11 protein-coding genes and 1 riboswitch are annotated in these 9,213 nt (G+C 72.1%); of the genes, 8 read left to right on the top strand and 3 right to left on the bottom strand.

Annotation, left to right across the window (positions count from 1 at the left end):
- Window positions 1–315: a type II toxin-antitoxin system Phd/YefM family antitoxin gene (locus IF67_RS0113000; RefSeq protein ID WP_030985214.1), complete on the bottom strand. Its 315-nt coding sequence runs from the start codon at window positions 313–315 to the stop codon at window positions 1–3.
- 58 nt (window positions 316–373) lie between these two features.
- Here IF67_RS0113000 and IF67_RS0112995 point away from each other — a divergent pair, with 58 nt between their 5' ends.
- The 4 genes from IF67_RS0112995 to IF67_RS44845 all read left to right on the top strand — a co-directional run bounded on the left by IF67_RS0112995 (window position 374) and on the right by IF67_RS44845 (window position 2,582).
- The gene (locus IF67_RS0112995; protein WP_030985213.1) at window positions 374–1,009 is read left to right on the top strand and encodes an ATP-dependent Clp protease proteolytic subunit; all 636 of its coding nucleotides are present in this window, start codon (window positions 374–376) and stop codon (window positions 1,007–1,009) included.
- Between the two features lie 5 nt (window positions 1,010–1,014).
- Window positions 1,015–1,323 (top strand): hypothetical protein, encoded by a 309-nt coding sequence (locus IF67_RS0112990; protein ID WP_030985212.1) that lies wholly within the window; start codon window positions 1,015–1,017, stop codon window positions 1,321–1,323.
- A gap of 278 nt (window positions 1,324–1,601) precedes the next feature.
- Window positions 1,602–1,801: riboswitch (cyclic di-AMP (ydaO/yuaA leader) on the top strand.
- A 4-nt stretch (window positions 1,802–1,805) separates the two neighbouring features.
- Window positions 1,806–2,279, top strand: coding sequence for a C40 family peptidase (locus IF67_RS0112985; RefSeq protein ID WP_030985211.1), 474 nt, complete (start codon window positions 1,806–1,808; stop codon window positions 2,277–2,279).
- A gap of 57 nt (window positions 2,280–2,336) precedes the next feature.
- Window positions 2,337–2,582, top strand: coding sequence for a hypothetical protein (locus tag IF67_RS44845; RefSeq protein ID WP_234341064.1), 246 nt, complete (start codon window positions 2,337–2,339; stop codon window positions 2,580–2,582).
- A gap of 37 nt (window positions 2,583–2,619) precedes the next feature.
- Here the strand turns inward: IF67_RS44845 and IF67_RS0112980 are convergent, their stop codons facing one another.
- Window positions 2,620–3,288, bottom strand: a complete 669-nt coding sequence (locus IF67_RS0112980) for a LysE family translocator (protein ID WP_030985210.1) — start codon at window positions 3,286–3,288, stop codon at window positions 2,620–2,622.
- A gap of 71 nt (window positions 3,289–3,359) precedes the next feature.
- On the opposite strand from IF67_RS0112980, the gene IF67_RS0112975 reads away from it, so the two are divergent.
- Window positions 3,360–4,274 (top strand): LysR family transcriptional regulator, encoded by a 915-nt coding sequence (locus IF67_RS0112975; RefSeq protein ID WP_030985209.1) that lies wholly within the window; start codon window positions 3,360–3,362, stop codon window positions 4,272–4,274.
- A gap of 87 nt (window positions 4,275–4,361) precedes the next feature.
- Here the strand turns inward: IF67_RS0112975 and IF67_RS0112970 are convergent, their stop codons facing one another.
- The gene (locus IF67_RS0112970) at window positions 4,362–5,588 is read right to left on the bottom strand and encodes an 8-amino-7-oxononanoate synthase (RefSeq protein ID WP_030985206.1); all 1,227 of its coding nucleotides are present in this window, start codon (window positions 5,586–5,588) and stop codon (window positions 4,362–4,364) included.
- Between the two features lie 156 nt (window positions 5,589–5,744).
- Between IF67_RS0112970 and bioB the strand changes: the two genes are divergently transcribed.
- From bioB to bioD, 3 genes are all read left to right on the top strand, one after another.
- Entirely contained in the window at window positions 5,745–6,896 is a 1,152-nt protein-coding gene (bioB, locus tag IF67_RS0112965) for a biotin synthase BioB (RefSeq protein ID WP_030985203.1), read from the top strand.
- Window positions 6,889–8,193, top strand: coding sequence for an adenosylmethionine--8-amino-7-oxononanoate transaminase (locus tag IF67_RS0112960; RefSeq protein WP_030985202.1), 1,305 nt, complete (start codon window positions 6,889–6,891; stop codon window positions 8,191–8,193). The genes bioB and IF67_RS0112960 overlap by 8 nt, the downstream gene beginning before the upstream one ends.
- Before the next feature lie 108 nt (window positions 8,194–8,301).
- On the top strand, window positions 8,302–9,051 hold the full coding sequence (gene bioD / locus IF67_RS0112955; RefSeq protein WP_267959189.1) for a dethiobiotin synthase: 750 nt from the start codon (window positions 8,302–8,304) through the stop codon (window positions 9,049–9,051).
- Window positions 9,052–9,213: the final 162 nt, after the last annotated feature.

Below are 9,213 nucleotides of genomic sequence, written 5' to 3'. Positions count from 1 at the left end.
TCAGCTCTCGCGACCCGGCCGCCGGTCCCCGGCAGCCGGGTCGCGGTGTTCTGCGGCGATACCGAACCGCCGCCGTTCGCCCGGAGCGGACGAGAGCGGCCGCACGGCGGAGACCGTGCTGATCACCTGCTCATCCTCCGCGCCCTGTTCGCGCCGCCCCAGCTCTTCAAGCAGCTCCAGGTCAGCGGCAGATACCAGCGCCACCAGCGGCTTGCCGTGGCGAGTGACGACCACCCGCTCACCGCCGTAGACAACGCGGTTGATCAGATCGGCCAGCTCCGCACGAGCTTGCGTCACCGGAATTTCGTAGGCCATGCTCCCATTCTAACTGGATGTACATCCTGTACATTTTGCACGGAGGAGAGGAGCAGACATGCTGCGACCGACGGCCCGCTATGTCCTTCCGGAGTTCACCGAGCGCACCTCACAGGGGACGCGCACCATGGACCCGTATTCCAAGCTGCTCAGCGAGCGCATCGTCTTCCTGGGCACCCCGGTCGACGACGCCTCCGCCAATGACGTCATGGCGCAGTTCATGCACCTCGAACATGCCGCGCCCGAGCAGGACATCTCGCTCTACATCAACTCCCCCGGCGGCTCGTTCACCGCGATGACCGCCATCTACGACACGATGCGCTTCGTGTCGTGCGACGTGGCGACCGTCTGCCTGGGGCAGGCCGCCTCCTGCGCCGCGGTCCTGCTGGCCGCCGGCGCGCCCGGCAAGCGGCTGGCGCTGCCCGGGGCCCGGATCCTGATCCACCAGCCGTCGTTCAGTGAACCCGTCCAGGGGCAGGCCACCGACCTTCAGATCCAGGCGGAGGAGATGCTGCGCACCCGCGACGTGCTGGAGGAGATGCTGGCCGAGCACACCGGACAGCCCCGTGAGCGGATCGCCGCCGACATCGAGCGCGACAAGATCTTCGACGCCCTCGCCGCTCAGGAGTACGGCCTGATCGACGGACTCACCCGCAACCGCAAGCAGTCGGCCCGTGGGCCCGTGGCGCGGTGAGCCCGATGCTGCCCCCCGAACCGCCGCCGCTGCCCGCACTGACCCGCGCCGAGGGCGAGCTGATCGACAGCTATCTGGAGGTGATCGACCTGCTGGGCCGGATCAACCCGACCCGCTGCGGTGGCACCTACAGCGCACTGCGCGCCGCCCAGGCGCTGGTGGGCAAGGCGACCCGCCTACGGGACGCGCTGACACTGATGCACAGCCGGGGCGAGAGCGAGGTGCACCGCGGAACGCTGACCCGGGCGCTGCGGGTGCTGGACGGCGAACGCCGGACCGGGCTGGTGACGGTGCCGCCACCCGAGGAAATCTGACGCGACACGCGCCGGTGGGCTGCACATACGGCGTAGCGTCCGCGCCCGATGTGGGGAGGTGACGAATTGCGCGGGGCGGACACATTTTCTCCGGCCCTTGATGTTTCGCTCCTGGTCCGGGGGGTGCAAGACCCCGCGCCGCGGCACCTGAGGGAACAAATCTAACCATTCGGGTCAATTGTGACCCATCTCACATACGGCATTTTCAGCTCGGAATTCGGGTGCCGGGTGCGTGACGATCCCTTCGACGACAAGACCCCGCCACAGCGACGGGGCGGTCCGGACGGGCGCCTAATCCCGCCGCCGTGCCGGATGTCCGGTCGACGATGTGGATCGGCGGGAGCGGAGGACCCGAGCAGAGCGGGGTCCCGGCCTTCACGGCCGAGGGCTCCTTGGGGTGAAGCCGTGCATACGGCCGGGCATCTTCGCCTGCCCGAACCCGACAGGTCTTCCTTCGCAGGCGGCTGACGAAGGGTTTGCGCATGACCGTGCGCATGCATACGCCGAATCTGCTGGCGCGCGCCGGCACCGTCACCGCTCTGACGCTGGTCACCCTCGGCGGGACCAGCATGGCTCCAGGAGCGGCCGGGAACGCCGAAGCCGCGTCCGTATCCGTCCATGCGCTGCGGGTCGCGGCTTCCAAGGGAGGATCTCCGTACCGGTACGGCGCCCAAGGGCCGCAGGCCTTCGACTGTTCCGGGCTGACGGTGTACTCGTTCAAGCGCGCCGGGCGGGCCCTGCCACGCACCGCCGCCGCGCAGTACAGCCGCACCCGGCACATCCCGGCTGCCTCGCGCCGCCGCGGTGATCTGGTCTTTTTCCACTCGCGCAGCGGTATTTACCACGTCGGTATCTACGCGGGCCGGGGCCGGATGTGGCATGCGCCCAAGGCCGGGAGCGTCGTGCGGCTGGAGCGGATCTGGAGCCGCTCGGTCTGGTACGGGCGGGTGCACTGACCTGCCCATTCATCTCACGATCGGTCAATTGCCAGTGGTTTTGGGCCATTTGGCCGGGTGGCTTCGCCACTGGGCGAGCTGCTGCTGTCCGCGGCCCAACGGGAGCTTCCCGCCCGCGGACGGCGCGGTGGCCGTGCTGCCCCCGCCGTCGCCGCGGGACGCGGGAGTGGCGCCTTCCTGTGCCATGCCGTGGTGGCGCGGGCCGCCCCCGGAAACGCCCGTGACGTCCGGGGGATTGTGGCCGCCGGGTTCGTGCCGCCGGGTGCCGAGGTGCTGAGGGTGCCGCACGGCGGTCGTGGCTGACGCGGACCGGCCGGAGAAGGTCCGGTGTGCGCCGCCCTCAGGCGAGCGCCAGTTCCACCAGCAGGATGCCTCCCAGAGCCGTGAGCAGCGCCCCGGTGGTGGCTTCCAGGGCACGGGCCACCCGCGGGCGGCGCAGCCAGACGCCCAGCCGGTCGACGAGCAGCGCGACGGCGGGGAACCACACCAGTGCCATGGCGACGACCATCGTCGCGAGCAGCAGCGTCCGGGGCAGCGCGGGCTGTCCCGCCGGGACGAACTGCGGGAGCAGGCTCAGGAAGAGAACAGGGGCCTTGGGGTTGAGTGCATTGGTCAAAAAGCCCTGCCGCAGGCTCTGCGTGGTGCCCAGGAGAGCGGCGGGCCGGGGGCCGTCGGCCGGTGCGGTGGCGGCCGGGCCTGCGGGGCCGTCCGTGGTGGCCGCCGGGCGGCGGAAGGCCGTGGCCAGGGCGCGGACACCGAGGTACAACAGGTAGCCGCCGCCGAGGAGTTGGACGGCTCCGAAGAGCGTGGGCACGGCGACCAGCACCGCCGCGAGCCCGGCCACCGCCAGGGCGGTGTGCACCAGCAGCCCGCCCGCGACTCCGACGGCGGTCGCCACCCCCGCCCGGCGCGAGTCGAGCGCATTGCGCACCACGACCGCGAAGTCCGCGCCCGGCATGGCGACCATGCCCGCGGCGACTCCGGTGAAGGCGATCAGCTGTCCGTCCATGAGAGCAGCATCGCCGGTCCGAGCCTTTAATAGGTATTGGCAATGTTCTTGGAGAGCCTAAAGAGATTCTTATGTACGACCCCACACGGCTGGCCGCCCTGGTAGCGGTGGCAGAGGCCGGTTCGATCACCCGGGCCGCCGCCCGGCTGGGCTACACCGCTCCCGCGCTCTCCCAGCAGCTCGCCAAGCTGGAGCGGGAGGCCGGGACGGCGCTCCTGGTGCGCCACCATCGCGGGGCTCGGCTGACGGCCGCCGGTGAGCTGCTGCTCGTACGGGCCCGGCGGGTCCTGGACGAGCTGGATCAGGCGCGGCACGAGCTGTCCCGGCTGGCGGGGCTGTCCGGCGGGCGGCTGCGGGTCGGCACGTTCATGACCGCCGGTACGCATCTGCTGCCGCCCGCGCTCAGCGCGTTCCGGCGGGCGCACCCCGATGTGGAGCTGAGCGTGACGGAGTACGTGCCGCCGCAGGCCACCGCGGCGGTGGCGCTGGGCGAGGTCGATCTGGCGCTCACGCATGAGTACGTGCCGGGCGAGGCGATGCCGGCGCCGGAGGGGGTGCGCCTGGAACCGCTGCTGACCGAGGAGCTGGTGCTGGTCACGGCGCCCGGCCATGCCCTCTCGGCGGGCTCCGGACGGCTGCCGCTCGTCGAGCTGGCCGGTCAGCCGCTGGTCAGCATGGCGCCGGCCAATCCCAACCGGCGGGAGGTGGAGGCGGCGCTGGCAGCCGCCGGGGCCAGTGAGGCGGTGCGCTGTGAGTCGCCGAGCTATGCCGTGGTGTGTGCACTGGTGAGCGCGGGGCTCGGGGTGGCCGTGGTTCCGGAGATGGTGGCGGAGGGGTCGCTGCCACCGCTGGGGGTCCGCCGGCTGGACCCACCGGAGCTGCACCGCCGGATCTCGGTGGCCTACCGCCCCGGCGGCACCCCGGCTGCCGACACCTTGCGGGCCCTGCTGCGCGGGGCCTTCACCCGCCACTCCCCCGCGCCGTGACGGCGGACGGCCGCGGCGGACGGCCGGTTCCACGGACGGCGGCCTGCCACGGGGCCGGCCGCCGTACCGCTCCGGACGGTCGCCGGCTCAGCCCGTCGGCGTCGTGGCCACGATCGTGCCGACCGCCCGGTCGAGCTGAGCATCCGTCAGGTCCGCGCGGGCGGTGAGCCGCAGCCGGGAGATCCCGTCGGGCACGGACGGCGGCCGGAAGCAGCCGACCGCGAGTCCGGCCGCACGGCAGTCGGCGGCCCAGCGGAGCGCCGCTTCCGGCGAGGGGGCACGTACGGAGACCACGGCCGCGTCCGGGCGTACCGCCGTCAGACCCGCCGCGGTGAGCCGCTCGTGCAGCCTCTGCGCGATCCGGACGGCCCGGGTGGCCCGCTGCGGTTCACGGCGCAGCAGCCGTAGCGCCGCGAGGGCACCGCCCGCCGCCGCCGGGGCGAGACCGGTGTCGAAGATGAACGAACGGGCGGTGTTGACCAGATGCTCGATGACCCGGGCCGGTCCGAGCACCACGCCGCCCTGGGAACCGAGCGACTTGGAGAGCGTCATGGTGGCCACCACATCACCGTCACCGGCGAGCCCGGCCGCCCACAGCGCGCCACGGCCTCCTTCGCCCAGCACCCCCAGGCCGTGTGCGTCGTCGACGAGAAGCCCGGCTCCCCGTGTCCGGCAGACCTCGGCCAGCGCGGGGAGCGGCGCGGCGTCCCCGTCGACCGAGAAGACCGAGTCGGTCACGGCGAGCGCCCGGCCGTCGTGGCCGGTCAGCGCGGCACGTACGGCCTCCGGGTCGGCGTGCGGAACGACTTGGGTACGGGCCCGGGAGAGCCGGCAGCCGTCGATGAGGGAGGCGTGGTTGCCCGCGTCGGAGACGATCAGGGCGCCCGGGGCGGTGAGTGCCGTGACGGCGGCGAGATTTGCGGCATAGCCGGAGGACAGCACCAAAGCGGCCTCGAAGCCGCAGAACGCCGCGAGTTCCGTCTCCAGCAGGGCGTGCAGCTCGGTGCTGCCGGTGACCAGCCGGGAGCCGGTCGCCCCGGCGCCCCAGCGGTGTGCGGCCTGGGCCGCACCGCGGGTGACCTCCAGGTGCCGGGCGAGTCCGAGATAGTCGTTGCCGGCCAGATCGAGCAGCGGGGAGTCGGCGGGGCGGGGGCGCAGGGTGCGGACGAGTCCGGCGTCCCGGCGCTCGGCACCGGCCGTATCGAGCCAGTCGAAGGCCGCATCGTACGCCGCACGGGCGGGCTCGGCGGAGGGCTCGGTGAGCCTCGCCGGGGAGGTGTCGCGAAGCAGCGACGGGGCGGAGTCCTGCGGCATCGGCTTCCTTCGTCTGTCGGCTTCGATTGTGGGCTGTCGATAGACGTTAGCGGTCGTTCCGCAGGTGCACGGTGTGGCGATACACACACCTCGATCGCAGCTCGTTGTGGGAATCCTCCTTGGCCGGGAGCGGTGGCGTGCGTCAGGATCAACGCCATGGACCTGCTGAACACACTGGTGGACAAGGGACTGCGGCGCGAGTTGCCGACCCGCGAAGAGGCACTGGCTGTATTGGCCACCTCCGATGACGAACTGCTCGATGTCGTGGCCGCGGCCGGAAAGGTGCGCCGCCAGTGGTTCGGGCGGCGGGTCAAACTCAACTATCTCGTCAACCTCAAGTCGGGGCTGTGCCCCGAGGACTGCTCCTACTGCTCCCAGCGGCTGGGGTCGAAGGCCGAGATCCTCAAGTACACCTGGCTCAAGCCCGACGACGCCTCCAAGGCGGCCGCCGCCGGGGTGGCCGGCGGCGCCAAGCGCGTCTGTCTGGTGGCCAGTGGCCGGGGTCCCACGGACAAGGACGTGGACCGCGTCTCGGAGACGATCTCCGCCATCAAGGAGCAGAACGAGGGGGTGGAGGTCTGCGCCTGCCTCGGCCTGCTCTCCGACGGCCAGGCCGGCCGGCTGCGTGCGGCGGGCGCCGATGCGTACAACCACAACCTCAACACCTCGGAAGCCACATACGGCGACATCTGCACCACGCACGACTTCTCGGACCGGGTCTCCACCGTCCAGCAGGCCCAGGCGGCCGGTATGTCGGCCTGCTCCGGGCTGATCGCCGGTATGGGCGAGAGCGACGCCGACCTCGTCGATGTGGTCTACGCGCTGCGCGAGCTGGACCCGGACTCCGTTCCGGTGAACTTCCTGATTCCGTTCGAGGGCACCCCGCTCGCCAAGGAATGGAACCTCACCCCGCAGCGCGCGCTGCGCATCCTGGCGATGGTGCGGTTCGTCTGCCCGGACATCGAGGTACGGCTGGCCGGCGGCCGTGAGGTGCATCTGCGCAGCATGCAGCCGCTCGCCCTGCACCTGGTCAACTCCATCTTCCTGGGCGACTATCTGACCAGCGAGGGGCAGGCCGGCCAGGACGATCTCGCGATGATCGAGGACGCCGGCTTCGAGGTCGAGGGCACGGACACCACCACGCTGCCCGAGCACCGCAGGCAGTGCGGTGACGGGGCGGCGGACGAGGCCACCACCGAGGCCGAGGCACCGGCCACCACCGTCCCGGCACCGTCCGACGAGACCCGCCGCGACCTGGTCTCGGTGCGCCGTCGCGGTGCCGGTACCGACCTGCCCCCCAATGCCTGAGCCGCTCACCCCCGGCGAACTGCTCGCGCTCGACCGGCAGCATGTGTGGCATCCGTACGGGCCGATGCCCGGCAAGGCCGCTCCGCTGCTGGTCGAGTCGGCTTCCGGCGTCCGGCTCCGGCTGGCCGAACCGGTCGACGGCCAGGACGAGTTGGTCGACGGCATGTCCTCCTGGTGGTCTGCGGTACACGGCTACAACCACCCGGTGCTCAATGACGCCGCGCATGGCCAGCTGGAGCGGATGAGCCATGTGATGTTCGGCGGGCTCACCCACGAGCCCGCCGTGCGGCTGGCGAAGCGGCTGGTCGACATCAGCCCGGAGCCGCTTCAGCACGTCTTCCTCGCCGACTCCGGTTCGGTGTCGGTCGAGGTCGCCGTCAAGATGTGCCTCCAGTACTGGCGCTCACTGGGGAAGCCGCGCAAACAGCGGCTGTTGACCTGGCGGGGCGGCTACCACGGCGACACCTGGCAGCCGATGTCGGTCTGCGACCCGGACGGCGGCATGCATGAGCTGTGGCAGGGGGCGCTGCCGCGGCAGATCTTCGCGGACGCGCCGCCGGCGGGCTTCGACGCCGCGCCCGACGAGGCGTATGCGGCACATCTGCGGGAGCTGATCGGCCGCCACGCCGAGGAGCTGGCGGCGGTGATCGTGGAGCCCGTGGTGCAGGGCGCGGGCGGGATGTCGTTCCACTCCCCCGCCTATCTGCGGGTGCTGCGGGAGGCCTGCGACGAGCACGGCGTGCTGCTCGTCTTCGACGAGATCGCGACCGGCTTCGGCCGTACGGGCGCGCTCTTCGCCGCCGGACACGCGGGTGTCGCACCCGATGTGATGTGTCTCGGCAAGGCGCTGACCGGCGGTTATCTGACCCTGGCGGCGACGCTGTGCACGACGGCCGTCGCGGACGGCATCTCCCGCGGCGCGCTGCCGGTGCTGGCGCACGGCCCCACCTTCATGGGCAATCCGCTCGCCGCCGCCGTCGCCGATGCCTCGATCTCACTGCTGCTGTCCCAGGACTGGGGACAGGAGGTCAAGCGCATCGAGTCCGGTCTGCAGAACGGTCTGGCACCGGCCGCGGACCTCCCCGGGGTGCGCGAGGTACGCGTACTCGGCGCGATCGGTGTCGTCCAGCTCGACCACGAGGTGGACATGGCGGCCGCGACCCGGGCGGCGGTCCGGGAGGGCGTGTGGCTGCGCCCGTTCCGGGATCTGATCTACACCATGCCGCCGTACATCACCGGCGACGACGACGTGGCGCGCATCTGCGCCGCGGTGTGCGCGGCGGCACGGGAAGGCTGAACGCACGGGCGGCGGTGGCCGGTCGAGGACACTTCGGCCGCCCCACCGCCGCTCCCCCTCCCCCCTTCCACACGAACCGCTCCCGCAAGGGCCGTTCACCCCACAACCATTCGCCGTAACCGCGCGGGACCGGCCGCGCAGAGTCGGAGGCACACCATGTCGGTGCTGTTCGTGACAGGCACGGGCACGGAGATCGGCAAGACCGTGACCACTGCCGCGATCGCCGCGGCGGCGCTCGCCCAGGGGCGTTCGGTGGCCGTGCTCAAACCGGCCCAGACCGGTGTCACGGCACACGAGAGCGGCGATGCGGCGGAGGTCGAGCGGCTGGCCGGCCCGGTCACCACCGCCGAACTCGCCCGCTTCCCCGACCCACTGGCGCCCGCCACGGCCGCGCTGCGGGCCGGTCTGCCGCCGGTGCTGCCCCACGAGATCGCCGAGGCCGCCGCCAAACTGGACGCCTCGCACGATCTGGTCCTGGTCGAGGGCGCGGGCGGGCTGCTCGTCCGCTTCGACGCGGACGGCCATACCCTCGCCGACGCCGCGCGGCTGGCGGGCGCCCCCGTCCTGGTGGTCGCACAGGCGGGCCTGGGCACCCTCAACGCCACCGCACTGACCGCGATGGCGCTGCGTTCGTACGGGCTGGACTCCCCGGGCGTCGTCGTCGGCAGCTGGCCGGCCGAACCCGACCTGGCCTCCCGCTGCAATCTCGCCGACCTCCCGGAGGCCGCCGGAGCCCCGCTCCTCGGCCTGGTCCCGGAGGGCTCCGGCGGGCTCACGCCGCAGGCCTTCCGCGCCGCGGCCGCCGACTGGCTGGCGCCGGTGCTCGGCGGATCGGGCGCGTTCCGTATCCCCGCGTGACGCCGACGCATCCTTTCGTGAGGTCGGCCCTTCCCCTCGTGATGTCGGCGGCGCGCTGCCGCGATGGTGGAACTCCGGTACCCCGGTGAGCCCCGCCGCGTGGGTGCTCAACGAGGACATCAGCTGCGCAGCGCACCCGCGGCGTCCGCTCGGCTCCCACCG

This window comes from Streptomyces sp. NRRL S-1813 (assembly GCF_000719605.1).
GTDB classification, from domain to species: domain Bacteria; phylum Actinomycetota; class Actinomycetes; order Streptomycetales; family Streptomycetaceae; genus Streptomyces; species Streptomyces decoyicus.
The sequence above is the reverse complement of the archived record's forward strand: the minus strand, read 5'-3'. Positions and strand labels throughout refer to the sequence as shown.

Bases quoted from the DNA above. Each gene is read 5' to 3' on its own strand.
- IF67_RS0113000 (WP_030985214.1), bottom strand. From the start codon at position 315: ATGGCCTACGAAATTCCGGTGACGCAAGCTCGTGCGGAGCTGGCCGAT.
- IF67_RS0112975 (WP_030985209.1), top strand. From the start codon at position 3,360: ATGTACGACCCCACACGGCTGGCCGCCCTGGTAGCGGTGGCAGAGGCC.
- IF67_RS0112985 (WP_030985211.1), top strand. From the start codon at position 1,806: ATGACCGTGCGCATGCATACGCCGAATCTGCTGGCGCGCGCCGGCACC.
- bioB (WP_030985203.1), top strand. From the start codon at position 5,745: ATGGACCTGCTGAACACACTGGTGGACAAGGGACTGCGGCGCGAGTTG.
- IF67_RS0112980 (WP_030985210.1), bottom strand. From the start codon at position 3,288: ATGGACGGACAGCTGATCGCCTTCACCGGAGTCGCCGCGGGCATGGTC.
- IF67_RS0112960 (WP_030985202.1), top strand. From the start codon at position 6,889: ATGCCTGAGCCGCTCACCCCCGGCGAACTGCTCGCGCTCGACCGGCAG.
- IF67_RS0112990 (WP_030985212.1), top strand. From the start codon at position 1,015: ATGCTGCCCCCCGAACCGCCGCCGCTGCCCGCACTGACCCGCGCCGAG.
- IF67_RS0112995 (WP_030985213.1), top strand. From the start codon at position 374: ATGCTGCGACCGACGGCCCGCTATGTCCTTCCGGAGTTCACCGAGCGC.
- IF67_RS0112970 (WP_030985206.1), bottom strand. From the start codon at position 5,588: ATGCCGCAGGACTCCGCCCCGTCGCTGCTTCGCGACACCTCCCCGGCG.